Annotated in this window: 23 protein-coding genes; 7 read left to right on the top strand and 16 right to left on the bottom strand. The window is 63.0% G+C overall.

Going from position 1 to position 23,144, the window contains the following annotated elements:
• Positions 1–3: 3 nt before the first annotated feature.
• Positions 4–612 carry a phosphonate C-P lyase system protein PhnH gene (phnH, locus tag RX328_RS31280; RefSeq protein WP_213252331.1) on the bottom strand — a complete coding sequence of 203 codons (609 nt, stop codon included), beginning with the start codon at positions 610–612 and terminating at the stop codon, positions 4–6.
• 4 nt (positions 613–616) lie between these two features.
• Positions 617–1,078 (bottom strand): phosphonate C-P lyase system protein PhnG, encoded by a 462-nt coding sequence (gene phnG / locus RX328_RS31285; protein ID WP_213252332.1) that lies wholly within the window; start codon positions 1,076–1,078, stop codon positions 617–619.
• A gap of 104 nt (positions 1,079–1,182) precedes the next feature.
• On the opposite strand from phnG, the gene phnF reads away from it, so the two are divergent.
• A complete protein-coding gene (gene phnF, locus RX328_RS31290) occupies positions 1,183–1,908 on the top strand; it encodes a phosphonate metabolism transcriptional regulator PhnF (RefSeq protein ID WP_213252333.1) in 726 nt (241 codons plus the stop codon).
• Positions 1,909–1,923: 15 nt separating this feature from the next.
• Here the strand turns inward: phnF and phnE (RX328_RS31295) are convergent, their stop codons facing one another.
• The 4 genes from phnE (RX328_RS31295) to phnC all read right to left on the bottom strand — a co-directional run bounded on the left by phnE (RX328_RS31295) (position 1,924) and on the right by phnC (position 5,529).
• Positions 1,924–2,778, bottom strand: a complete 855-nt coding sequence (gene phnE / locus RX328_RS31295; RefSeq protein ID WP_213252334.1) for a phosphonate ABC transporter, permease protein PhnE — start codon at positions 2,776–2,778, stop codon at positions 1,924–1,926.
• The gene (gene phnE / locus RX328_RS31300) at positions 2,775–3,662 is read right to left on the bottom strand and encodes a phosphonate ABC transporter, permease protein PhnE (RefSeq protein WP_213252335.1); all 888 of its coding nucleotides are present in this window, start codon (positions 3,660–3,662) and stop codon (positions 2,775–2,777) included. The genes phnE (RX328_RS31295) and phnE (RX328_RS31300) overlap by 4 nt, the downstream gene beginning before the upstream one ends.
• 68 nt (positions 3,663–3,730) lie before the next feature.
• Positions 3,731–4,639: a phosphonate ABC transporter substrate-binding protein gene (gene phnD / locus RX328_RS31305; protein WP_213252336.1), complete on the bottom strand. Its 909-nt coding sequence runs from the start codon at positions 4,637–4,639 to the stop codon at positions 3,731–3,733.
• A gap of 74 nt (positions 4,640–4,713) precedes the next feature.
• Positions 4,714–5,529, bottom strand: coding sequence for a phosphonate ABC transporter ATP-binding protein (phnC, locus tag RX328_RS31310; protein ID WP_213252337.1), 816 nt, complete (start codon positions 5,527–5,529; stop codon positions 4,714–4,716).
• A gap of 182 nt (positions 5,530–5,711) precedes the next feature.
• Here phnC and RX328_RS31315 point away from each other — a divergent pair, with 182 nt between their 5' ends.
• Genes RX328_RS31315 through RX328_RS31325 form a run of 3 tightly spaced genes read left to right on the top strand, consistent with a single transcriptional unit; the run spans position 5,712 to position 8,277 of the window.
• On the top strand, positions 5,712–6,377 hold the full coding sequence (locus RX328_RS31315; RefSeq protein WP_213252338.1) for a DapH/DapD/GlmU-related protein: 666 nt from the start codon (positions 5,712–5,714) through the stop codon (positions 6,375–6,377).
• Entirely contained in the window at positions 6,374–7,567 is a 1,194-nt protein-coding gene (locus RX328_RS31320; protein WP_213252339.1) for an alpha-D-ribose 1-methylphosphonate 5-triphosphate diphosphatase, read from the top strand. The genes RX328_RS31315 and RX328_RS31320 overlap by 4 nt, the downstream gene beginning before the upstream one ends.
• Positions 7,568–7,587: 20 nt before the next feature.
• A complete protein-coding gene (locus tag RX328_RS31325) occupies positions 7,588–8,277 on the top strand; it encodes a DUF1045 domain-containing protein (RefSeq protein WP_213252340.1) in 690 nt (229 codons plus the stop codon).
• Positions 8,278–8,289: 12 nt separating this feature from the next.
• Here the strand turns inward: RX328_RS31325 and RX328_RS31330 are convergent, their stop codons facing one another.
• Genes RX328_RS31330 through RX328_RS31340 form a run of 3 tightly spaced genes read right to left on the bottom strand, consistent with a single transcriptional unit; the run spans position 8,290 to position 11,257 of the window.
• Positions 8,290–9,789 (bottom strand): tripartite tricarboxylate transporter permease, encoded by a 1,500-nt coding sequence (locus tag RX328_RS31330; protein ID WP_213252341.1) that lies wholly within the window; start codon positions 9,787–9,789, stop codon positions 8,290–8,292.
• A gap of 27 nt (positions 9,790–9,816) precedes the next feature.
• On the bottom strand, positions 9,817–10,266 hold the full coding sequence (locus RX328_RS31335) for a tripartite tricarboxylate transporter TctB family protein (RefSeq protein WP_213252342.1): 450 nt from the start codon (positions 10,264–10,266) through the stop codon (positions 9,817–9,819).
• Between the two features lie 10 nt (positions 10,267–10,276).
• Positions 10,277–11,257, bottom strand: coding sequence for a Bug family tripartite tricarboxylate transporter substrate binding protein (locus tag RX328_RS31340; RefSeq protein WP_213252343.1), 981 nt, complete (start codon positions 11,255–11,257; stop codon positions 10,277–10,279).
• 235 nt (positions 11,258–11,492) lie between these two features.
• On the opposite strand from RX328_RS31340, the gene RX328_RS31345 reads away from it, so the two are divergent.
• Complete coding sequence (locus RX328_RS31345) at positions 11,493–12,389, top strand: LysR family transcriptional regulator (protein ID WP_213252344.1); 897 nt, start codon at positions 11,493–11,495, stop codon at positions 12,387–12,389.
• Positions 12,390–12,482: 93 nt separating this feature from the next.
• Positions 12,483–13,433: a 5-dehydro-4-deoxyglucarate dehydratase gene (gene kdgD / locus RX328_RS31350; protein ID WP_213252345.1), complete on the top strand. Its 951-nt coding sequence runs from the start codon at positions 12,483–12,485 to the stop codon at positions 13,431–13,433.
• 132 nt (positions 13,434–13,565) lie between these two features.
• Here kdgD and mmsB read toward each other — a convergent pair whose 3' ends face one another.
• The 7 genes from mmsB to RX328_RS31385 form a co-directional block, all read right to left on the bottom strand.
• The gene (mmsB, locus tag RX328_RS31355) at positions 13,566–14,747 is read right to left on the bottom strand and encodes a multiple monosaccharide ABC transporter permease (RefSeq protein WP_213252346.1); all 1,182 of its coding nucleotides are present in this window, start codon (positions 14,745–14,747) and stop codon (positions 13,566–13,568) included.
• On the bottom strand, positions 14,744–16,306 hold the full coding sequence (gene mmsA / locus RX328_RS31360; RefSeq protein WP_213252347.1) for a multiple monosaccharide ABC transporter ATP-binding protein: 1,563 nt from the start codon (positions 16,304–16,306) through the stop codon (positions 14,744–14,746). The genes mmsB and mmsA overlap by 4 nt, the downstream gene beginning before the upstream one ends.
• Before the next feature lie 76 nt (positions 16,307–16,382).
• Positions 16,383–17,456 carry a multiple monosaccharide ABC transporter substrate-binding protein gene (gene chvE / locus RX328_RS31365; RefSeq protein ID WP_283772378.1) on the bottom strand — a complete coding sequence of 358 codons (1,074 nt, stop codon included), beginning with the start codon at positions 17,454–17,456 and terminating at the stop codon, positions 16,383–16,385.
• A 113-nt stretch (positions 17,457–17,569) separates the two neighbouring features.
• Complete coding sequence (locus RX328_RS31370) at positions 17,570–18,454, bottom strand: SMP-30/gluconolactonase/LRE family protein (protein ID WP_213252403.1); 885 nt, start codon at positions 18,452–18,454, stop codon at positions 17,570–17,572.
• A 14-nt stretch (positions 18,455–18,468) separates the two neighbouring features.
• Positions 18,469–19,608: an aldose epimerase family protein gene (locus tag RX328_RS31375; protein ID WP_213252348.1), complete on the bottom strand. Its 1,140-nt coding sequence runs from the start codon at positions 19,606–19,608 to the stop codon at positions 18,469–18,471.
• Positions 19,605–20,537: a Gfo/Idh/MocA family protein gene (locus RX328_RS31380; RefSeq protein WP_213252349.1), complete on the bottom strand. Its 933-nt coding sequence runs from the start codon at positions 20,535–20,537 to the stop codon at positions 19,605–19,607. Before RX328_RS31380 ends, RX328_RS31375 begins: the two co-directional genes overlap by 4 nt.
• Positions 20,534–21,313 (bottom strand): FadR/GntR family transcriptional regulator, encoded by a 780-nt coding sequence (locus RX328_RS31385; RefSeq protein ID WP_213252350.1) that lies wholly within the window; start codon positions 21,311–21,313, stop codon positions 20,534–20,536. The genes RX328_RS31380 and RX328_RS31385 overlap by 4 nt, the downstream gene beginning before the upstream one ends.
• 280 nt (positions 21,314–21,593) lie before the next feature.
• On the opposite strand from RX328_RS31385, the gene garD reads away from it, so the two are divergent.
• Entirely contained in the window at positions 21,594–23,129 is a 1,536-nt protein-coding gene (garD, locus tag RX328_RS31390) for a galactarate dehydratase (protein WP_213252351.1), read from the top strand.
• Positions 23,130–23,144: the final 15 nt, after the last annotated feature.

The raw sequence follows: 23,144 nt of genomic DNA on the forward strand, positions 1-23,144 counted from the left end.
GGGCTACGCTCCGCTTGCGACCAGCCGCGTGGTTCGGGGGATCGCGACGATCAAGTCGTCATGGACCAGCACTACATCGATGCCGCGCGGGAACAGGCCTTCGTTGATGGTGAGCCGCTGAAAGAGGTCGCGCGGTTGGAGCATCGCCTGCAGCAGCGCTGTACCGTCGATGCCCGGCCCCTTCACCTCGAAGGTCGGTCCCTGTGTCAGGCTCTCGACCTGTAGGATCAGTGTCGTCGACCGATCAGGATACTCGTTACTGCCGAACGCGAAGCGATCGAGCGCCGGCAGGTTCCTGGCCTCGCCGACCAGCGCGAAGCTGGCGATCGAGGAATCCGCGATCACCGGCGCACTGGTATGGAACTTGAGCCACTTCGCAACGTCAGGCGTGGCCGACATCGCGGCGTCGAGCCAGATCGGCGTGTCGTGATCGAACAGCGTCAGCGCGATCGCCGCCGCGCCGCGCATCATCCCGGCCGGCGCGCCGACGGCCGCCGTGACCCGTTGCACGCTGCCGGGACGCGCCATCGCGTCCATCACGGAGCGGAAGGTCGACTGCGCCGACGGCACCTTGTCGGCAAACCCCGCGGGCAATTCTGCAACTGTCGTCATCGCATCACCCCTCGCCGCGCACCATGGTGTAGAAATCGACCCGCGTCGCCGCCGTCTCGGCCGCCTTGCGGCTGCGATCGGCGCTCATGGCGGCACGTAATGGCCCGATCACCTTGGTCTCGACCTCACCCGAAAGCTCCGTCGACTGCACCATGGCATCACACAGCGCGATCATCTGCGCCTTCTGCCTATCGCGGCCGAGCACGTAGCCAAATCCGATCTCACCGGTCGCAAGGCGCACCGCCGCGCGCGACACGGTGGCCTCGCCGAGATTGAACGGCGCACCGTCGCCGCCGATGCGGCCGCGCACCATGACGAGGCCGTTCTCCGGCTCGCGCAGGTTTTCGTGTTCGGGTACCGCGATTGCCGCGAGATGGCCCGCAATATCGCCAGCCTCGGAATGCGCGAGCACCGCCATCGCGGCCTTCCGCTGCGCCTCTCCGCTGTTCCGCCTGGTCAAGCTCATGAGCCACCTTGCCTGAATCAAGTTGTCTATGATAGTAGACAACTTGATAACGAAGCGCCATGACTGTTTCGTGACAAACGGATAATTTCTGGTATCACCAAGCCATGAGCCTGCAGGAGAGTTCCGGCGTCGCCTTGTGGCGCCAGGTCGCCGACGGTATCGAGCGCGGCATTGCCGACGGCCGCTTCGCAGCGGGCGAAAAGCTGCCGGGCGAGATCGAGATCGCCGATACCTATCGGGTCAACCGCCACACCGTGCGGCGCGCACTGGCTGCGCTTGCCGAACGCGGCCTGGTGCGCGCCGAACGCGGCAGCGGCACCTATGTCGAGGCGCAGCGCATCGCCTATCCCTTGCGCTCGCGGACGCGATTTTCCGAAATCGTCGGCGCCGGTGGCCGCGAGCCCCGCGGCCAATTGATCGATGCCTCCGAAGAGCCCGCGACGCGCGAGTTGGCCCGTGAGCTCGGACTGAGGACCGGTGCGCCCCTGATCCGGATCGAATCGGTGCGGCTCGCTGACCGCACGCCGATCTGCGTCAGCACCAGTTGGCTCTCCGCCGATCGCTTCCCGGGCGCCGGAACCGTCTTCGCCAACGCACGCTCAATGACCAAACTGCTGGCGCATTACGGCGTTCGCGATTACCGCCGCGCCTCAACCCGCGTCACCGCCGGGATCGTGGACGCCACCGATGCCGCAAGGCTCGATCTCGCGCTCGGGCGTCCCGTGCTGGTCGTTGACAGCACGGACGTCGATACCGACGATAAGCCGCTCGTGACCAAGCGCTCGCGCTTTGCCGCTGAGCGTGTCGAATTCGTGGTCGAGAGCGGCTAGCCTAGCCACGAGATGTTACGCGATTGGCCGCTGCCCGATGATCGCGAAACGCAGCTTGCCCGAGATCCAATCAATTGCCGATACCGTCATCAGGATAAGCAAAATCAGAAACGAAACCTTTTGCCATTCCAGCACCCGGATTTGTTCGGCAAGCTGAAGTCCAATTCCACCTGCTCCAACGATTCCGATAATCGTCGCTGACCGCGTATTCGATTCAAAATAGTAGAGCACCTGGCTCAACAGGATTGGAAAGACCTGCGGCAACAACCCGAACCGGACGCTATGAAGATGGTTGCCCCCCGATGACTGGACTCCCTCAGCGGGGTTCTTGTCGGCAGCCTCGATCGCTTCCGAGAATAACTTTCCAAACGTCCCAAAATCGCTGCAGATAACCGCGAGGATACCTGCGAACGGGCCCAGCCCCACGATACCGACCCAGATGAGAGCCCAGATCAAGATATCGACACCACGGATGGTGTCGAGACTGCGGCGCGTCAAAAAGTGAACGATCCGGTTTGCAACTACATTGCGCGCCGCCAGCAGGGATACGGGTAACGCGAGCAAAGCCCCGCCCAGCGTGCCGAGAAATGCGATCGAAACCGTCTCTCCGAGCGCGTGCAGATATTTCAATACTTCCGCCCAAGAGCCAGGATGGGGAGGCAACATGAGCTGAACGAATCCACCCAGCCTGACCATTCCGTCGGAGAGCCGGTGAAAGGGAATTTCGAGTTGGACGATCCCGAACAGAAAAAGCGCGACCGCCCCGCCAACGCCTATTGCGATTTTTCCCCGGTGCCACCAGTCCGGGCGGAAAATATCCGGATGACGTTCGACGATGCCGGCCTGGTTTTCAAAACTGAAGGAGTTCATGCCGCGGAGCCCTCCAGCCCGAGGAGGCGGTGGCGCGCGCGCTCCGTGATAAAGTCGATCAACATGACGGTGACGACAATGAGCAAAAGGATGGCACTGACATCGGTGTAATAGAACTTGCGAACGGCCTCGATCAAATCCTGGCCGATCCCGCCGGCGCCGACAAAACCCATCACCGCCGCGCCACGGACGTTGATCTCGAATCTCAGCAGGGCATAGCTTACGAAATTCGAAAGAACCTGAGGTACCGCACCAAATCGGACAATCTGAAGCCAGCTTCCTCCGCTCGCCGCTATCCCCTCGATCGGTTTACTGTCGATATTCTCAACAACCTCAGCGAACTGTTTGCCTAGCGCACCGGTGGTATGGATTGCGATCGCGAGAACGCCCGGCAGCGGTCCCAGACCGAATGCGAGCACGAAAATCAAGGCAAAGACGATCTCTGGCACGGTCCTGCAAAATTCGAGAACGCGCCGCGTGACAAAAACGGTTGTACGCGACCTGACGAGGTTGGCCGAGGCGAGGAAGCAGAGAACGAACCCGCACATCGCCCCCGTGAGCGTTCCCATATACGCGATCAGCAACGTGTCTCCGAGAAGCCGCGTCCAGCGAGGCAGCCCCCAAAGCCACTCAGAGAGATCAACCCACGCAGTCGAGAACGAAAATTTTGGAGCGATGCTGGCGAAGTAAGCTGGCAAGCGCCAGAAATTCTCGGCGAAACTCCAAAGATTGACGTCACCCATCCAGCCGGCAGCGATCGTGGCGGCGATCAGGACCGCCGAACCCAGCCATACGCGCCGCCGCTTGGCGGCAACCGCAGCCGCATAGCGATCGGCGAGTTCTCGCAGCCTGGCTTCCGGGAATTCGGGGACTGCTGTTCGCATGGGATGTTCAGGCGAGAGAATGGGCAGATCTCGCGATCTGCCCGATCCATCTGGAGCCGCAGCTCCGTTCAGGATTTCTGCTTGCGAATGCTGTCGACAAACTTGGTCAGATCGATCACGGCGTCATAGGCCTTGTGGTCAACCTCGACGAATGGCAACTGCTTCCCTTCGTAAATCTTGTCGAAAGCGGCCTTGTCTTTCACCGCGATTTCCAGCACGGCCTTCTTGATTGCCGCCTTGAGGTCGGCGGGCAGGCTGCTGAGATATGCCATCGGCGAATTCACAATCTGCTCGGACTTCATGATGATCTTGAAATCGGCGGCCTTCGCCATGCCCTTCCGTTCCATCCGGAGCAGGTTCGACTCGTTCTCGTCGTTCCACCAGTTGAACGCCGCGTCGCAGGTCCCTTGCGCAAGTCCGATCACCGCGTTTTCGTGGCTTCCCGAATAGACCACCTTGGAGAAGAACTTTTCCGGGTCGATACCCATCTTGTCCATCGCGAAACGCGGCACGTTGTTGCCTGACGTTGAATTGGGGTCGACAAGGCAGAGATTCTTGCCCTTCAGGTCCTTGATGTCCTTGTAGCTGGAATCGCTTTTGACATAGAGAACCGAATAATAGCCCTTGGTTCCGTCGCCATTCACTTCGATCGCGAACGGCTCGACCTTCGCACCGATGATATAAGCGCGCGCGTAGGCCGAGGGACCGTACATCGCGATGTGGATGTTGCCTGCCCGCTGGCCTTCGATAACAGCGGCGTAATCGTTGGCGATCCGCAGCGTGACTTTGGTGCCGAGCTCGCGGGACAGATACTCCGTCAGAGGCGTCCATCGGTTGGTTGTGCCCGAGGCATTCTCATCGGGAACCTTTGCGAACACCAATTCAGGATATTTTGCCTTCCAGTCCTGAGCCGTGGCAGCCGAGGCCGAGAACGCCAATGCCGCTGCAGCGGCGAAGATTATACGACGGTTTATCATGACGTCTCCTGTTTCGCAGTGATGAGCCAGCGGATCTAGATGCCGCACAGCTCCTGGTTTTCAGACGCAAAGGCTCAGGCTGCGGCAACCGTACCGAGCGCGGGAATCGGAGCACGGACCGGCACATGCTCTCGCGCCGCGTCCATCACCTCATCCGCCTCGAGATCGTAGAGCTCGCGCGCGATATGATCTGTCAACATCGCCGGTGCGCCGTCGAACACAATGCGGCCTGCCGACATTCCGATCAGGCGATCGCAGTAGCTGCGCGCCAGATCCAGCGAATGCAGATTGCACACCACCGTTATCCCGAAGTGCTTGTTGATGCGCAGCAGCGCGTCCATCACGATCCGGGTGTTGCGGGGATCGAGTGAAGCGATCGGTTCGTCGGCAAGGATGATGTCGGGCTCCTGCACCAGTGCACGCGCAATCGCGACGCGCTGCTGCTGACCGCCCGAGAGCTGATCCGCGCGCTGCGCCGCAATCGACGCCATATCGAATTGCTCGAGCGCCGACATCGCAATGGCCTTGTCATGTTCGGGCCACAACTGCGCCAGCGACCGCCATGTCGGCACCGTTGAAAGTCTTCCCATCAACACGTTGGTCAGGACATCGAGGCGGCCGACCAGATTGAACTGCTGAAAGATCATCGCCGAGCGCGCACGCCACTGCCGCAAATCCTTGCCGCGAAGCGCGGTGACGTCGACGCCTTCAAAGAGGATGCGCCCTTCGGAAGGTTCGGCGAGGCGGTTGATCATCCGAAGCAGCGTGGACTTGCCGGCGCCGGAGCGGCCGATCACGCCGACAAAACTGCCCGGTGCGATCGAGAATGACGCATTATCCACCGCAGCTTTGGTGCCGAAACGGCACGTCAGACCTTCCACAACCAGCATGCAGCGCTCCAGAGTCCTATCGTGGAGCATCGCTACCGGCTCGATCTTACAGTTGTGTGACAACGAGTGCTGCGGTGCGGCGTTCGTCCACAGCCGTGCGGCGTCATGCATACGTCATGATACTGTCATCAAGCGCATCGAAGACGAGCAGGCCCTTCCCGCAACTGCCGACGGACCTACCGATGGCTGGCAAGACGCTTTCCACTGAACCGACCGTCGACCCCACCGCGTCAGTGCGCGACTGCCAGCTTGGCGCCTACACCGAGGTCGGCGCCCGGACCATTCTGCTCGAGGTCACGATGTCCGATTATTCCTACATCGTGAACGATGCACAGATCACCTACACAACAATCGGCAAATTCTGTTCGATCGCGGCGATGACACGGATCAATCCGGGCAATCATCCGATGCACCGGGCCTCGCAGGCCCATTTCACCTATCGCGCCAGCAGCTATTTTCCGGGCGAGAGCGATGATGCCGAGTTCTTTGCATGGCGACGCGAACATCACGTCCATATCGGCCATGACGTCTGGATCGGCCACGGCGCGGTTATTCTGCCCGGCCACTCGATCGGCACCGGCGCGGTGATCGCGGCCGGCGCCATCGTGACCAAGGATGTCCCCGCCTATACGATCGTTGCAGGTAACCCGGCACGGCCGATCAAGCAGCGCTTTCCGGAATCCATTGCCGGGCGGCTTGCGGAGCTCGCGTGGTGGAATTGGGACCATGAGACGCTGTGCCGCACCCTGCCCGATTTCCGCAAACTCGATGTAGAGCGCTTTCTCGAAAAGTACGAAGCCGCCGCAGCAGCTACTCGCCGTCCATTCAACCAGAGTGCCGCATCGTGACTGAACTGTTCATCGAAGGTGGCCGGGCCCTGCTCGGCGATGAGATTGCCGAAACCACGCTGCGGATCGCCGGCCGCGAGATCGTCGCCGTCGGTACGAATAGCAGTCATGGTTTGTCCAGTATCGATGCCGGCGGCTTGCTGGTGCTGCCGGGTATCGTCGATCTGCATGGCGATGCCTTCGAGCGGCAGATGATGCCGCGCCCCGGCGTCGATTTCCCAATCGATGTGGCGCTTGTTGACAGCGACCGGCAGGCGATCAGCAATGGGATCACGACCGTCTATCATGCCACGACTTGGTCGTGGGAGCCCGGCCTGCGCAGCGCCGACAATGCCAGGCGCTTGCTGGAGGCGATTGAGCAGATGCGGCCGCAGCTCGCCGCCGACACCCGCTTCCACTTGCGTCACGAGACCTACAATCTCGACGCGGAAAGCGAAATCATCGACTGGCTATCGGAAGGACGCGTCGACCTGTTCGCCTTCAACGACCATATGGACTCGACGGTCGCCAGCCTTGCCAAGCCGCAAAAGCGCAGCCGAATGGTGGAGCGCACGGGTCTCAGCAATGAGGCGTTCGATCGCCTGGTGGAAAGCGTGGTCTCCCGCGGCCACGACGTGCCGGCTTCGATCGCCCGGCTGGCGCAGGCGGCGCGCGCGGCAAACATCCGGATGCTCTCGCACGACGATGAAAGCCCGGCGATGCGGCAAGCGTTTCGAGCACAGGGCGTTGCCATCGCCGAATTTCCGGTCAACGAGGAAACCGCCCGCGACGCTGCCGCAGCCGGCGACTTCATCGTGTTCGGCGCGCCCAATGTGGTGCGCGGCGGCAGCCATACCGGCTGGACCAGGGCATCCGACATGATCGCCAAGGGCCTGTGTTCGGTGCTGGCGTCGGACTATTATTATCCGGCGCCACCATTGGCAGCCTTCCGGCTCGCAGTCGATGGCGTGCTGTCGCTGGCCGCGGCATGGCAATTGATCTCGGTGGCACCGGCTCGCGCCGCCGGCCTCGCCGATCGCGGCATGCTCGCCGCGGGGCAGCGTGCCGACATCATTCTCGTCGATGACACGCTGCCATTGCGCCCGCGCATCGTCGCGGTCATTGTCGCGGGACGTCTCGTTCATCTGACGGAGGCAAACCGCCTCGTCCGTTCGTCAGCAACACCACGCAAGGCGGTTGCAGCCGCGTGAGGCGGCCCTATTCTGGCGCAATGGCAAATCACCCCCGTTACGCGATCTATTACACCGCCGCGCCCGACAGCACGCTCGACCGGTTCGGCGCCTCGCTGCTCGGCTACGACGCTTACAGCGGCGAAGACCTGCCCTTTCCGGATGGACTCCCCTCGGACTGGCGCGAACTGACGCAGGATCCGCGTAAATACGGATTTCACGCTACGCTGAAGGCGCCGATGGCGCTGGCCGACGGCAAGGCCGAGGCGCAGCTTGCTGCGGCCTGCGAATTATTCGCCGATCTAGCCCGGCCAGTGCCGGTGATCCAACCGGTCGTCGATTCGATCAGCGGTTTCATTGCGGTAATTCCCGCCGAACCGTCGGCAGATCTCGACCTCCTTGCCGCCCAGGCGACCAGGGCATTCGATTCACTCCGCACTCCACTTGGTGCCGAAGATCGCGAGCGGCGAAATCCGGACGCGCTGACGCCACGCCAGCGCGACTATCTCGACCGCTGGGGCTACCCTTACGTCTTCGAAGAGTTTCGTTTCCATATGACACTGACGGGGCGGCTTCCCGCCGAACGGCGCGAGCCGATCGTGGCAATGCTGCGCAGCAGGTTCTCGATAACCGGCATCGGGCCGCTCGCGATCGACGCCATCGCCTTGTGCCGTCAAGACAATGCGAATTCGCGGTTTCGGGTCATCGGCCGCTGGCAACTGCGCGGCTGACGTCGACGCCGCTCATTCCGCCAGCGCTTCCTTACGCGTTCTCAGAATTGCCGGCGAAAGCATTGCCAGCAACAAGGCGGCGACGACTGCGAGGATAACCGCGCTGATCGGCCGCGACAGAAAGACGGTGAAATCGCCGTCAGCGATCAACATCGCACGCCGGAAATTTTCTTCCAATTGCGGACCGAGCACAAGGCCGAGCAGCAGCGGTGCCGGCTCGACACCGATCTTGATGAAGAAATAACCGATCATGGCGCAGCCCATCATCAGCCAGACATTGAACAGGCCGTTGGCGATCCCGTAAGTGCCGATGCAGCAGAACAGGACGATGGCGGGGAACAGCAGGCGATAGGGAATCTTCAGCATCGAGACCCACAGGCCGATGAGCGGCAGGTTGATGATCAGCAGCATCAGATTGCCGACCCACATGCTGGCGATGACGCCCCAGACGAGCTTCGGCTGCTCGGTCATGATCTGCGGACCGGGCTGGATGCCCTGCATCATCAACGCGCCGATCATCAGCGCCATCAGGGCGTTGGCGGGAATGCCGAGCGTCAGCAGCGGAATGAAGCTGGTCTGGGCGCCGGCATTGTTGGCGGCCTCCGGACCGGCAACGCCCTCGATCGCTCCCTTGCCGAAGCGCGAGGGATCGCGGGCGAGCTTCTTCTCCAGCGCGTAGGAGGAGAACGGCGGAAGCGCAGCACCGCCGCCGGGCAACACCCCCAGCACGGAGCCCAGCGCTGTGCCGCGCACCACGGCCGGAAAAGCCCCCCGCAAGTCTTCCCAGCTCGGGATCAGGCTGCGGATCGACTGGCTGACCACGCGGCGCTCGGCGGGTCTCTCCAGATTGGCGATGATTTCACCCAGCCCGAACAGGCCCATTGCGATCGGCACGAAATCAAGACCATCCGACAGCGCAGGGATGCCGAAGGTCATGCGCGCGACACCCGAGGAAACATCGATCCCGACGAGGCCGAGCAGCAGCCCCAGCAGCACCATCGCCAGCGATTTGGCGACCGAACCATGCGCGAGGACGACCGCGGCGATCAGGCCGAGCACGAGGAGACTGAAATATTCGACCGCGGTAAATTTGAGCGCGAGCACCGACAACGGCACGCTGAGCACCGCGATCACGATCGTCGCCATCGTGCCGGCAAAGAACGAGGCAATCGCGGCAATGGCGAGCGCAGTTCCGGCCCTGCCCTGCTTGGCCATCTCGTGACCGTCGATACAGGTGACGACCGACGACGTCTCGCCCGGCACATTGACCAGGATGGCGGTGGTCGAGCCGCCATATTGCGCGCCATAGAAGATGCCGGCCAGCATGATCATGGCGCTGGCAGGCGATAGGCCGAAGGTGAAGGGCAACAGCAACGCCACCGTGGGGATCGGACCGATGCCGGGCAGCACGCCGATCGCGGTCCCGATGACCACGCCAATCAGGCAGAACAACAAGTTGTTGAGTTGAACGGCCGTCGAAAGACCCATCAGCAGATTGTCAAAGAGTTCCATTTGCGTCTGCCTGCGAAGCGTGCCGCCCTAGCGGGGCCAGATCGGGATCGGCAAGCCCAGCAACTTGACGAACAGAAGAACGGCGGCGCCCGAAAGCACGATGGCAAACGCTACGGTCTCGACAAGCCGGCCTTCTCGCGTGGCGAAGCTGGCGAGAATCACGGCGGCGACGGAGGTGATCGCGAGGCCCAACCGCTCCGCCGTCAGCGCGAAAACGCCGACAGAAGCCAGGATAGCCAGCAGCGGTCGCAACTGAACGGGCGCGATGCCGCGACCCGCGCGCCAGAGCCCGCGTCCGCTGAAGAAAAGGCCGAACGCCATCAGCGCGAGCGCGACGACGCGGGGCATGTAGCCCGGCCCCATATCGGCGGCGTGACCGACCGTCAGATTGCGCGTGGCGACGAGCGTACCCGTCGCCACCGCCACGAGGAACAGACCAAACAGCAGGTCCTGCAGGTCGATCCGGGAACGCGTCATCGACCCACCCTTAGCTGCCCTTGATGCCGGCCTCGCGAATGATTGTGCCCCAACGGCCCGTCGCATCCTTGAGCCAGTTGCGGAATTCCTCCGGCGATTGGGCGCGCACCACGCCCCCCTGCTCGGCGATCTTCTGCTGAATCTCGGGCAGCTCCAGGATCTTGCGGATTTCGGCGTTCAAACGCGCGACCATGGCGGGCGGCGTGCCGCCCGTCGTCAGGATACCTTGCCACGTCCCGGCGTCGCCGCCGGGCAGGCCCGCCTCCTTGAACGTCGGCAGATCGGGAGCCGAGGCAACACGCTGCTCGCCGGTGACAGCAAGTCCGACAAGCTGCTTGTTCACCACGAAGGGCATCGTCGCCGCAGCGCCGTTGATGATCACGCCGCTCTCCCCGGATACGACGGCGCGCGAGGCGGCCGCTCCGCCCTTGTAGGGAACGTGCTTCCACTGAATTCCGAGTTCCTTCGCCATCACCACGGCGGTGATATGATTGGCACCGCCGACGCCGGAATTGGCGACGGTGAGCTTGTTCGGATTGGCCTTGGCGTATTCGATCAGCTCCTTGGACGTTTTCGCCGGGACCGATTCATGGACCGCCAAGACGTAGGGGCCGAACATCACCATGGAAATGGGCGCGAGGTCCTTCTGAACGTCGAAGGTGAGATCGGAGAACAGGCTCGGTGCCGTCGCCAGCGATCCGACATCCATCAGCAACAGCGTGTGGCCGTCGGGCTGCGCCTTGGCGACGGCGTCGGCCCCGAGATTGCCGGCCGCGCCGGGCTTGTTCTCGACCACGACTGACTGACCGATGGCGGCAGATAGTTTTGGGCTGATCAGGCGCGCCAGGATGTCCGACGTGCCGCCGGGAGCGAACGGCACGATCAGCCGCACGGGCCGCTCAAAATTCTGAGCGCCGGCTCCGCTTGGCGCCAATGCACACACCGTAAGGACAGTGGCGGCGATCGCCCGGGCGAGAGATAGCATGGACATCGGTCGTTCCTCCGTTTCAAAGCGCAATTCAGCGCGATCCCGCCGTTTCACCGGCAGGCTGCAGACCTTCGAGGCAGCGTTGGGAGGAATGATAGGTCATGGGCAGGGTGGCCTATGAACTAGTCTGCGGATAGGTCGATACCTTTTTTGGATGGATCAGCCACGCATCAGCCGATAGAAGCAGGATATCCGGCAGGTAGCCGATCCCTCGTTTCAGGTCGAAGATTCAAATTTCATGTTTGAGTTGAGCCAGTTGCGCTGCTTCGTTGCAGTTGCGGAAGAACTGCATTTCGGGCGCGCGGCGCTGCGGCTGAACATGACGCAGCCGCCGCTCAGCCGCCAGATCCAGATTCTCGAACGCGTCCTTGACGTGACACTGCTGGAGCGCAGCAACCGGGCCGTCCGGCTGACGCCGGCGGGGCAGCGTTTTCTGGTCGATGCGCGGCATCTCCTCAAGCTCGCTGAAAGCGCGGCCGTGCTGGCCCGGCGGATGGCAACCGGCAAGGCCGGATCGATCAATATCGGCTTCACGGCGACATCCGCCTACAGCTACGTGCCGGCGCTGGTCGCGGCGTGCCGGCGTGAACTTCCCGATATCGAGATATCGCTGAAGGAAATGGTCTCCAGCGACCAACTCAAGCGGCTCGATTCCGGCGAGATCGATATCGGCCTGCTCCGCCCGCCGATACCGCGCGGTGGTCTTGACGCCTTCCGTGTGACGGCGGAACCGCTGGTCGCGGCACTGCCGAGTGACCATCCGCTGGCTCAGGCGGACGAGCTACGTCTGGAGTATCTCGCAAGCGAGCCCTTCATCATGTACGAACCCTATGAAGCCCGCTATTTCCATGATCTCCTGGTCGAGCTGTTCTCGCGCGCAAATCTAGTGCCGAATTACGCGCAGCATCTTGCGCAGATCCATTCGATCCTCGCCATGGTGCATTCGGGTGTCGGCGTGGCGTTGGTCCCCGAGACCGCGGCGAATCTACGCTTCAGCGGCGTAGTGCTGCGGTCCGTCCTGATGCCGTGGCAGCGGCCGGCCGAATTGTTCTTTGTCCGGCGCGGCGACAATGACAATCCGCTTCTCCCCGTCATTGCCGGCATCGCCCGAGACTTGGCCGGCCAACCGGCTTGATCCAATCAATGGATCGATCGATACAGTGATTGGGTCTCCATCCGTGGCCATCTTGCATTAATCCTTCGGCGTAAGCCGCTGAAGGATCAGAGCATGAGCAGGATGACCCCCAAGGAGATGGCCAGCCGGATCGGCGATGGCCTGCTTTCGTTCCCCGTCACGCCGTTTAGGCCCGACAACACGTTCAACGAGACCCGCTACCGCTCCAATCTCGATTGGCTGTGCGGGTATGAGGTGGCCGGTCTGTTTGCCGCCGGCGGCACCGGCGAGTTCTTCTCGCTGAGCCCGGCCGAGGTCACGAAGGTCGTGGCAACGGCTGTGGACGAGACCAAGGGACGCGTGCCGGTGCTCGCCGGGATCGGCCATGGCACCGCCATGGCGACGCAACTTGCCATTGGAGTCGAAGCGGCGGGCGCCGACGGCGTGCTGCTGCTGCCGCCCTATCTGGTCTTTTCGGAACAGGAAGGACTGGCTGCCCATATTGAAGCGGTATGCAACGCGACCAAGCTCGGTGTCATCGTCTACAACCGCGATAATGCAATCCTGAACGAGGATACGCTGGAGAAACTGTGCCAGCGCTGCCCCAACCTGGTCGGCTATAAAGATGGTATCGGCGACATCGAGCTGATGACCCGCATCCATCTGCGCATGGGCGACCGGCTGACCTATATCGGCGGATTGCCGACGGCCGAGACGTTTGCACTGCCTTATCTGGAAATGGGCGTAACCACTTATTCCTCCGCGGTATTCAACTTCGTTCCGGAGTTCTCGACCAAGTTCTACGCGGCCGTGCGGCGCCGCGACCGCGAGACGGTGCAGGCCGGATTGCGCGACTTCATCCTGCCCCTGATCGCGATCCGTAATCGCAAACGCGGCTATGCCGTCTCGATCATCAAGGCGGGGATGATGGTAATCGGCCGTGACAGCGGCCACGTCCGTTCGCCCCTGACGGACCTGACACCCGCCGAGACCGAGGAACTGGCGGCACTCGTCGCGCGGCTCGAGAGCAGCGAGTTCGCAAAGCGGGAGCTCGCGGCCGCCTGACCGGCATACCCGTCATCCTGAGGTGCGAGCGGAGCGAGCCTCGAAGGATGATCGGCCGGTGGCCGTCGCCCATCGAGGGCCGCGCTACGCACGGCCACCTCAGGGTGACGGATCACATTGCTTTATCGTGAGCTACCGCCGCTGGTTATAGACGTCGAGGCAGACCGCACCTAGCAGCACCAGCCCTTTGATCACCTGCTGGTAGTCGATGCCGATGCCGAGGATCGACATGCCGTTGTTCATGACGCCCATGATCATGGCGCCGATCACGGCGCCGCCGACCTTACCCACGCCGCCATAGGCGGACGCGCCGCCGATGAAGCAGGCGGCGATGACGTCGAGCTCGAAGCCGGCGCCGGCCTTCGGCGTCGCCGTATTGAGCCGCGCCGCGAACACGAGGCCGGCGAGAGCCGCCAGCACGCCCATGTTGACGAAGGTCAGAAACGTCAGCCGCTCGGTCTTGATGCCGGACAGGCTGGCGGCCCTGGCGTTGCCGCCGATGGCATAGATGTGGCGGCCGATCACGGTGCGGGTGGTGACGAAGCCATAGAGCGCGATCAGCGCCGTCATGATCACCAGCACGTTGGGCAGGCCGCGATGCGAGGCGATCAGGCCGGCGAAGAACACGATCACAGCGAAAAGCACCGCGCTCTTGGCGACGAAGAAACCAAACGGCTCGACCTCGATCCCGTGCGAGGCCTGCCGCGCCCGGCTCTTCGCACTGGTATAGACCAGAGCCACCGCCAACACCGCGCCGATCAACAGTGAGGTCGGATAAAGCGTGCCGGCGCCGGGAAACAGTTCCGGGATGAAGCCCGAGGACAGTTTCTGGAAGGTCGGCGGAAACGGCCCGACCGACTGTCCCGCCAGGATGGCAAGCGCAAGCCCCTTGAACACCAGCATGCCGGCCAGCGTCACGATAAAGGAGGGGATCTTGAAGTAGGCAACCCAATAACCCTGCGCGGCGCCGATTAGGGCGCCCACCAGCAGGCATGCAATGAAGGCCAGCGGATAGGCAATGTGATAGCGCACCATCAGCACGGCCGCGACGGCGCCGACGAAGCCCGCGACCGAGCCCACCGACAGGTCGATGTGGCCGGTGACGATGATCAAGAGCATGCCGAGCGCCATAATCACGATATAGCTGTTCTGCAGCACCAGATTGGTCAGGTTCAGCGGCTGCAGCAGCGTGCCGTCGGTCATGACCTGGAAGAACAACATGATCGCAAACAGCGACAGCAGCATGCCGTAGTTGCGCAAATTATTCTTGATGAAGCCGGCGTGCCCGGGCAGCGCAACCGTCTTGTCGGTCATGGCCGCAAGTCTCCCTGAAGTACCTTCTTGTCGATTTCCTTGTTGCGCATGATGGCGCGCATGATCCTTTCCTGGGTGGCCTCGGCGGCGGTGAATTCACCGACGAAGGCGCCATCATTCATCACACAGATGCGGTCACAGACGCCGAGCAGCTCCGGCATCTCCGACGAGATCATCACTACCCCTTTGCCTGTCTCGGCCAGCTCGTTGATGATACAATAGATTTCGTATTTTGCCCCGACATCGATGCCGCGCGTAGGCTCGTCGAGGATTAATACTTTCGGATCGGTCATCAGCCATTTCGACAGCACCACCTTCTGCTGGTTGCCGCCGGAGAGCTGGCCGGTCTCCTGATAGACGTCGGAACAGCGAATCCGCATGCGGTTACGGTACTCGCTCGCGACACGCAGCTCGGACATGTCATCGATCCTGCCCTGCCGCGCCACGCGGCCAAGGCTCGCCAGCGTGATGTTCTTGCGGACGTCGGCATCCAGGATCAGGCCGAGCTGCTTGCGGTCCTCGGTGACGTAAGCGAGGCCTGCGTCGATCGCCGCCGCCACGCTCGACAGGTTGACTTCCCTTCCATCGAGCCAGACGCGGCCGCTGATCTTTTCACCCCAAGCGCGACCGAACAGGCTCATGGCGAATTCGGTACGGCCGGCGCCCATTAGGCCGGCGATCCCGACCACCTCGCCGCGCCGGACCTCGAAATCCACGCCCTTGATCACCCTGCGGTCCCTGTGAAGCGGGTGATGCACCGTCCAGTCCTGCACGGCGAAGACCGGTTCGCCGATCTTGGCGGTGCGTTGCGGAAAGCGATGCGCCAGGTCGCGATTGACCATGCTGCGGATGATCCGGTCCTCTTCCACCGGCTCGGCCCGGCAATCGATGCTGTCGACCGTACGGCCGTCGCGCAGCACCGTGATCTGGTCGGCGACGCGCGCGACCTCGGATAATTTGTGCGAGATCAGGATCGAGGCGATGCCCTGGGCGCGGAACGCAAGGAGGCGATCCAATAGTGCCGCGCTGTCGTTCTCGTTCAGGCTGGCAGTCGGCTCGTCCAGGATCAGCAATCGCACCCTCTTGGATAGCGCCTTGGCGATTTCCACCAATTGCTGCTTGCCGACGCCGAGGTCCGTCACCAGCGTATCGGGCATCTCGGTAAGGCCGACCTGGGCGAGCAGTTCCTGGGTGCGGCGATAGACCGTGTCGCGGTCGATCACGCCGAGACGCTGAGGCGGATGAGACAGGAAGATGTTCTCCGCGATCGACATCAAAGGAATCAGCGCCAGTTCCTGGTGAATGATGATGATGCCAAGCGCCTCTGAATCGTTGACGTCGCGAAATCGGCGCTCCTCGCCGTCGAAGATGATGCTGCCTTCGTAGTCGCCATGGGGATAAACGCCGCTGAGAACCTTCATCAAGGTCGACTTGCCGGCGCCGTTCTCGCCGACCAGCGCATGGATCTGCCCCGCCTCCACCGTGAAGTTGACATCGCGCAGGGCCTGCACACCGGCAAAGCTCTTGCTTACACCGCGCATTTCGAGAATTGCGGTCATCGCGCCATCGCGTCCTTATCTGCGGTCGGATACAGGCAGGTGGCGGCGCCGGCGATGGCCGGCGCCGCCATCCTCTTTAGTCGATCTGCGAACGCTTGTAGTAGCCGCTCGCGATCAGCACCTTCTCCCAGTTGCTCTTGTCGACAACGACAGGCTTCAGGAGATAGGAAGGTACCACCTTGACGCCGTTGTTGTAGGTCTTGGTGTCGTTGACGGTCACTTCCTTGCCGCTGAGGGCCGCGTCCACCATATCAGCGGTGACGCGGGCAAGATCGCGGGTGTCCTTGAAGATGGTCGAATACTGCTCGCCGCGCAGCATCGATTTGATCGACGGCACCTCGGCATCCTGGCCGGTGACGATCGGCATCGGCATGTTGCCGCTGCCGTAGCCGACGCCCTTCAGCGACGAGAGAATGCCGATGGAAAGGCCGTCATAGGGCGAGAGCACCGCATCGACCCGCTTGCGGCCGTAGAAAGCGCTCAGCAAATTGTCCATTCGTGCCTGGGCGGTGGCGCCGTCCCAGCGCAGCGTCGAGACCTTGTCCATGCCCTTCTGGCCGCTGCCAATCACCAGCTTGCCGCTGTCGCTGTAGGGCTGCAGCACCGACATCGAGCCATTGTAGAAGAAGTAGGCGTTGTTGTCGTCCGGCGAGCCGCCGAATAGTTCGATGTTGAACGGCCCCTTGCCTTCCTTCAAGCCAAGCCCCTGCTCGATCGATTGGGCCTGCAGCACGCCGACCTGGAAGTTGTCGAACGTGGCATAGTAGTCGACATTGGGCGTGTCGCGGATCAAGCGGTCATAGGCGATCACGATGATTCCCTTGGCCTTGGCCTGCTTCAACACGTCGGACAGTGTGGTGCCGTCGATCGCCGCGATCACCAGCACCTTGGCGCCCTTGGTGACCATGTTCTCGACCTGCGAGAGCTGGTTCGGAATGTCGTCCTCGGCATATTGCAGGTCGGTGCCGTAGCCGCGCTCTTTGAGGATCTTGACGATGTTGTTGCCGTCGTCGATCCAGCGCGCCGACGATTTGGTCGGCATCGCGATGCCGACGGTGCCCTTGCTTTGCGCGAACGCGCCAGTCACCGCTGTTGCGGCCATAGTTGCTGCCAGCGCCACGGCCGACAATGTTGTCTTCAGACTAGTCATGCTTCACTCCCTTGATCATCGAGGATCTGTGATTCCTGGATTGTCGGACCGCTGGATGCGGTTCTTAAAACTCGGCCGTTCTGCGCGTTTGTGCCGCGGCTCGTCTTCCTCCATCAACCCGTTGCTAGTTTGACGTCTGGTTCAGGGCGGCCACGCGCTGCGACATCGAGTACGAAGGTGCGGCCGTGATCGGGATCGGCGCGTTTCGCGTCCTCCCCCATCCTCTGCCAGGCCGAGGTAACGAGCAGCCGCGAAAAATCTTGGCCGACAAAAGCGGGACAACTCGATTGCCGTGCCGGAACGCGGAGACTGCGCAGATGCTCGCCTTGCGGGCTGTAGACGTCAATGCAGCCGCCACCCCAGCGCGCGTTCCAGATCAGCCCGTCGGCATCGACCACCGCGCCATCGATGCCGCCGCCCCCCCGGCGGGTAACCAGCGCGCTCGGCTCGCCGCACGGCAGGCCGGTCGCCGCATCGAGATCGACGCGGAACAGCACATTCTCCTGTGTGTCAGCGAAATAACCGATAGTCCCGTCCGGCGAGAAGCAGATCGCATTTGGGATCGTGATTTGATCGTAGAGGCGCGACAGCTCACCGCGATGCAGCGCATAGATGGCACCCAGCCCCCGCTCGGCCTGGCGGCCCATGGTGCCGATCCAGAATGTGCCAGACGGATGAACGCGGGCATCGTTCGAACGCGTCGCGGCATTGTCGGCTTCGAGCGAACGGTACAGCGTCATTCGCCCCTCCGCGGTATCGCGGACATAGAGACCGTCATCCGCGACGAGCAACTGCCGATGCGCATCGATCCGTCCAAGCGCGCTGCCCATCACACGGAGGGAATGGATGGTGGTCCACCTGGTGTCGAGCCGCGCCTCGAACAGCCGCCGTTCGACGATATCGAACCACCAGGCGGTATCGGTGGCGGCGTCGTAGGTCGACCCCTCGCCAAGATGGCACCGCTCGCTGCAGAGAACGGTGGTCGGCACCTCCTCCATCTTGTGACCACCGATCATCGCCCGCTCTCCCCGGGCAACTCTACCGCGGATTGTGTCCCGATTGCGCCGGGGATCGCATGCGTGAAGCGATACAGCGTGGAGTGGCGATAGATCTCGCCCGGCGAAAGCCGTGCCGTCGGGAAGTCCGGCCGATTGGGCGTATTGGGCCACACGTGCGGCTCGAGGCAGATGGCATCGGACTGGCGATAGAGGCGGCCACCCTTTCCAGCTGTCGAGCCGTCGAGAAAGTTTCCGGAATAGACCTGCAGGCCCGGCTGGTTGGTGAGCAGTTCGAGCACGCGGCCGGACGTTGGCGCTGCGAGCCGCGCGGCGAAGCGAGGCTCGCCGCTTGGCGGCGCGAGGCAGAAATTGTGATCGTAGCCGCGGCCCACGCGCAGTTGCGGATGGTCGTTGCGGATCCGCGCCCCGATCTCGATACCGGCGCGGAAATCGAACGGCGTACCCTCCACCGCACAAGGCGGCTCGGGCAGCGGGATCGCCTCCGCATCGATGGCGAGGAAATGATCCGCCGCCACGGTGAGGTGATGATCAAGAATGTTCCGGCCGGAGCACGCACCGGACAGATTGAAAAAGCTGTGATTGGTAAGATTGACCACGGTGGGACGATCGGTCCGCGCGGTCATGTCGAGAGAAAGTTCCATCGGCCCGGTGAGACGCCAGGTCACCTCTACGTCGAGCGCGCCGGGATATCCCTCCTCACCATCGGCGCTGGTGTAGGCGAGCGTCACGGCCGGACAGTCTCCCTCCTCGATCCCAACAATCCGCCAGTTGCGACGATCGAAGCCCTCAAGTCCGCCATGCAACGCATTGGGGCCATTGTTGGCCGCGAGCTGCACCTCAGTGCCATCGAGCACAAAGCGCGCGCCGGCGATACGGTTGGCGTACCGCCCGACAGTGGCGCCGAAGAACTGCCGCCGGGCGAGATATCCCTCGAAGGCGTCATGACCGAGCACGATGTCGTCGCGTCTTCCGGAGACATCCGGCACCAGCAAGGCCTGCAGGCTTGCACCATAGGTGATGATGCGTGCTTCCAGTCCATCCGCCGCCTGCAAGACGACGCGCTCGACTTCGCTGCCGTCAGGCAGGACTCCGAAGCGGGAGCGCGCCACGCGCGGGGCGGACGGCGTGTTCATGTCTCGTCCTCGAATGGCTCAACCGTGCGGCGGCGCCCCAGCAAGAATGCGTCGGCGACGAGTTGCAGCGGCGCAAGATCGACGTCGCAGTCGCCGGTTGCAGCGAGTTCGCGAAAGCGATGATAGAGGCCGGCATATTCGGCGTCCGCGGCATCGACGAGTTGTTTGCCCCCTTCCCTTAACCTTGCCCCGCCCATGGACAAGGTGACGGGACCGCCGTCGGTATCGAGATCAATGTCCCAGCTTTGCGGGCCAGCCTGGCGGAAGTCGAATTCGGCCGTGATCTTCAGCCCCTGCGCGTCACTGAGCGCAAGGGTCGCAGCGATCGGGGCGTCGCGATTGGCGGGGAACGCCAGATCGGCCGAGGTCACGAACAATGGCTGCGGCAAAATACGCGTCAGGATCGAAAGCGCGTTGATGCCGGGATCGAACACGCCGAGCCCACCTGGCTCAAAGATCCAGGCCTGTCCGGGATGCCAGACCCGCACGTCTTCCTTCCAGGTAATTTTGACAGCAGTGATCTTCCGGCCGGCCAGCAATTGCCGCGCTGGCTCGACGGCCGGAGCGAAGCGCGAATGCCACGTGGCGAACAGCGTGCGTTGCACGGTCCTCGCGGCGGTCACGAGCGGATTGATTTCAGCCACCGTGGCGCCCGGTGGCTTTTCCAGCATCACATGCTTGCCCGCCGCCAGCGCCGTCGCCGCTTGTGCGTGACGAACCTGCGGCGGGGTGCACAGCGCCACCGCGTCGATTGCTGGACCGTCGCGCAACAACTCATCGAGCGTCGCCGCATGCGGCACGCCGGGCAGCGAGGCATTGCGGCTGGCGACGGCAACCAGCTCCACGCCGTCGGTCGCAGCGATCGCCGGCACGTGCTGGTCACGCGCGATCTTGCCGAAGCCGACGATGGCGACGCGAAGCGGGTTCATGATTGCTCCCCAGGCTCGACCGCTGCGGGAATCGTAGGCGCGGCGCCGGACGATGGCGAAACGCCCTCATGACGGCGCAATCCGTTGTGGATCACCTCGGTCATGGCCGCGGTGGCTGCCTCGGCATCGCCATTGGCGATCGCATCGACGATGCGCTGATGCCACAGCAGCACCGTCTCGCGGTCCTGCGTTTCGACCGGGGCGCTGAGCAGGAACGAAGCGCGCAACGCCGCCTCGATGACGTTGCCGATCGAGCGCATGAACAAATTGCCGGAAGCGTTGGCGACAGCGAGATGCAGGGCAAGATCGCCGTCGGCAAAGCCGACGGAGTCGGAGGCTTCACGCCCCATCCGCTCCATGCTCCGATTGAGTTCGGCGATGTCGGCCCCCGAGCGGCGACTAGCGGCGAGCGCAGCCGCCCGCGGCTCAACCGCAAGCCGGATTTCGGCGAGATCGTTGAGAAAACGCCGATCGATGCCGGCATCAAGATGCCAGGCCAGCACGTCGGCATCGAACATGTTCCAGGCGCCGCGCTCACGCACCACCGTGCCGACCCGCGCCTTGGTGGTGAGCAGCCCCTTCGCGACCAGGGTCTTGACGCTCTCGCGCAACACCGGCCGGGAAACGCCGAACATCGCCGTCAGCTCGGCGTCGCCCGGCAAGCGGCCGCCTTCGGCGTAGCGGCCGGCGATGATGTCGACCCCGATGCTGCGGGCGACCTCGGCGTGGTTGGAATGCGCGCGCCGCGTCGGGATGACGATAAGCCGGGAGGTCATGATTTGAGGACTCCTGCCTTGGAGATTGGTATCAAGACACCTTTCCGCCTTCAGTTGACCTGCGAGGCTGGTAATAATTCCACGGATCGGCCTCCCTGACTAGTAATATTATTTTACTATTGGTTTCGAAACTGCGACCGGTGCCGGCTTCTGCATATGCCCAAGCGCCGGCTTATTTTTCTGATGGCCGCTTGCTCGCATGGGCGGCTTTGACCTTGATTGCCTCACTCACACAGCGCAGCTACGCGTTGTCGATGCCGCCCGAGAACAAGGATTCGATATGCAGCCCGCCACCGCGAAACCGCTCTACATCCGCATGCACGCGGACGATAATGTCGCGATCATCGCGAACCGCGGAGGTCTGCATCCGGGCGCTGAGTTCTCGTGCGGTTTGCGGCTGGTCGAACAGATCCCGCAAGGCCACAAGGTTGCCCTCGCCGATATCGGAGAAGGCGAAGCCGTTCGCCGCTACGGCGAGGTCATCGGCCATGCCGCAGCGCCGATCGCCCGGGGCAGTTGGGTCAAGGAATCGCTGGTGCAGATGCCCGACGCGCCCTCGTTCGACAACCTGCCGAAGCCGAACGGCGGCGCGATCCGGCTGCCGCCGCTGGAAGGGTACACGTTCGAAGGCTATCGCAATGCCGACGGTTCGGTCGGCACCCGCAACATCCTCGCCATCTCGACCAGCGTGCAATGCGTGGCCGGCACAGTCGAGTTCGCACTGGAGCGGATTCGCAAGGAGCTGCTGCCGAAATATCCCAACGTCGATGACGTGGTGGCGGTCACGCATGCCTATGGCTGCGGAGTCGCGATCAACGCGCCGGGCGCCGCGGTGCCGATCCGCACGCTGCAGAACCTGGGGCGCAATCCCAATTTCGGCGGCGAGGTGATGATCGTTGGCCTCGGCTGCGAGAAGCTGCAGCCCGAACTGCTGCTGCCCGAGGGCATGAGCGCCGACGACGAAATCATGCGCATGCAGGACGAAGGCCTCACCGGCTTCGGCGAGATCGTCGGGGATATCGTGCAGATGGCCGATGCGCGCCTCAAGATTTTGAACCAGCGCCGCCGTGAAACCTGCCCCGCTTCAGCGCTGGTGGTCGGCATGCAATGCGGCGGCAGCGATGCGTTCTCGGGTGTCACTGCCAATCCTGCGCTGGGTTTTGCTGCGGACCTGCTGGTGCGCGCCGGCGCCACCGTGATGTTTTCCGAAGTGACGGAGGTGCGCGATGCGATCCATCTCTTGACGCCGCGCGCAGCGAACCAGGATGTAGCCGACGCGCTGGTGCGCGAGATGGCCTGGTATGACCGCTATCTCGCCGGCGGCGAAGCCGACCGCAGCGCCAATACCACGCCGGGCAACAAGAAGGGCGGCCTCTCCAACATCGTCGAGAAGGCGATGGGCTCGGTAATCAAGTCCGGCACCAGCCCGATCGCGGGCGTGCTGGCGCCGGGCGAACGTGTCAGCCAAAAAGGACTGATTTTTGCGGCGACACCGGCAAGCGATTTTGTATGCGGTACGCTGCAATTGGCGTCGGGCATGACGCTGCACATCTTCACCACCGGCCGCGGCACGCCCTATGGACTTGCCGCCGTGCCGGTCATCAAGGTGTCCACGCGCAGCGAGTTGAAGCAGCGCTGGCACGACTTGATCGACGTCGACGCCGGCAGCATCGCAACCGGCGATGCGACGATCGAAGACGTCGGCTGGGAGATATTCCGCCTGATCCTCGACGTGGCGAGCGGCCGCGAGACCTGGGCTGAGCACTGGAAGCTGACCAACGCGCTCGCCCTGTTCAATCCCGGTCCCGTGACCTGACCAGAAGGCAAGATG

This window comes from Bradyrhizobium sp. sBnM-33 (genome assembly GCF_032917945.1).
In the GTDB taxonomy this organism is placed as follows: domain Bacteria; phylum Pseudomonadota; class Alphaproteobacteria; order Rhizobiales; family Xanthobacteraceae; genus Bradyrhizobium.

Excerpts from the sequence above, each read along its gene's own strand:
- phnH (WP_213252331.1), bottom strand. The coding sequence starts at position 612 with ATGACGACAGTTGCAGAATTGCCCGCGGGGTTTGCCGACAAGGTGCCG.
- phnG (WP_213252332.1), bottom strand. The coding sequence starts at position 1,078 with ATGAGCTTGACCAGGCGGAACAGCGGAGAGGCGCAGCGGAAGGCCGCG.
- phnF (WP_213252333.1), top strand. The coding sequence starts at position 1,183 with ATGAGCCTGCAGGAGAGTTCCGGCGTCGCCTTGTGGCGCCAGGTCGCC.
- phnE (WP_213252334.1), bottom strand. The coding sequence starts at position 2,778 with ATGAACTCCTTCAGTTTTGAAAACCAGGCCGGCATCGTCGAACGTCAT.
- phnE (WP_213252335.1), bottom strand. The coding sequence starts at position 3,662 with ATGCGAACAGCAGTCCCCGAATTCCCGGAAGCCAGGCTGCGAGAACTC.
- phnD (WP_213252336.1), bottom strand. The coding sequence starts at position 4,639 with ATGATAAACCGTCGTATAATCTTCGCCGCTGCAGCGGCATTGGCGTTC.
- phnC (WP_213252337.1), bottom strand. The coding sequence starts at position 5,529 with ATGCTGGTTGTGGAAGGTCTGACGTGCCGTTTCGGCACCAAAGCTGCG.
- RX328_RS31315 (WP_213252338.1), top strand. The coding sequence starts at position 5,712 with ATGGCTGGCAAGACGCTTTCCACTGAACCGACCGTCGACCCCACCGCG.
- RX328_RS31325 (WP_213252340.1), top strand. The coding sequence starts at position 7,588 with ATGGCAAATCACCCCCGTTACGCGATCTATTACACCGCCGCGCCCGAC.
- RX328_RS31330 (WP_213252341.1), bottom strand. The coding sequence starts at position 9,789 with ATGGAACTCTTTGACAATCTGCTGATGGGTCTTTCGACGGCCGTTCAA.
- RX328_RS31335 (WP_213252342.1), bottom strand. The coding sequence starts at position 10,266 with ATGACGCGTTCCCGGATCGACCTGCAGGACCTGCTGTTTGGTCTGTTC.
- RX328_RS31340 (WP_213252343.1), bottom strand. The coding sequence starts at position 11,257 with ATGTCCATGCTATCTCTCGCCCGGGCGATCGCCGCCACTGTCCTTACG.
- RX328_RS31345 (WP_213252344.1), top strand. The coding sequence starts at position 11,493 with ATGTTTGAGTTGAGCCAGTTGCGCTGCTTCGTTGCAGTTGCGGAAGAA.
- kdgD (WP_213252345.1), top strand. The coding sequence starts at position 12,483 with ATGAGCAGGATGACCCCCAAGGAGATGGCCAGCCGGATCGGCGATGGC.
- mmsB (WP_213252346.1), bottom strand. The coding sequence starts at position 14,747 with ATGACCGACAAGACGGTTGCGCTGCCCGGGCACGCCGGCTTCATCAAG.
- mmsA (WP_213252347.1), bottom strand. The coding sequence starts at position 16,306 with ATGACCGCAATTCTCGAAATGCGCGGTGTAAGCAAGAGCTTTGCCGGT.
- chvE (WP_283772378.1), bottom strand. The coding sequence starts at position 17,456 with ATGACTAGTCTGAAGACAACATTGTCGGCCGTGGCGCTGGCAGCAACT.
- RX328_RS31370 (WP_213252403.1), bottom strand. The coding sequence starts at position 18,454 with ATGGAGGAGGTGCCGACCACCGTTCTCTGCAGCGAGCGGTGCCATCTT.
- RX328_RS31375 (WP_213252348.1), bottom strand. The coding sequence starts at position 19,608 with ATGAACACGCCGTCCGCCCCGCGCGTGGCGCGCTCCCGCTTCGGAGTC.
- RX328_RS31380 (WP_213252349.1), bottom strand. The coding sequence starts at position 20,537 with ATGAACCCGCTTCGCGTCGCCATCGTCGGCTTCGGCAAGATCGCGCGT.
- RX328_RS31385 (WP_213252350.1), bottom strand. The coding sequence starts at position 21,313 with ATGACCTCCCGGCTTATCGTCATCCCGACGCGGCGCGCGCATTCCAAC.
- garD (WP_213252351.1), top strand. The coding sequence starts at position 21,594 with ATGCAGCCCGCCACCGCGAAACCGCTCTACATCCGCATGCACGCGGAC.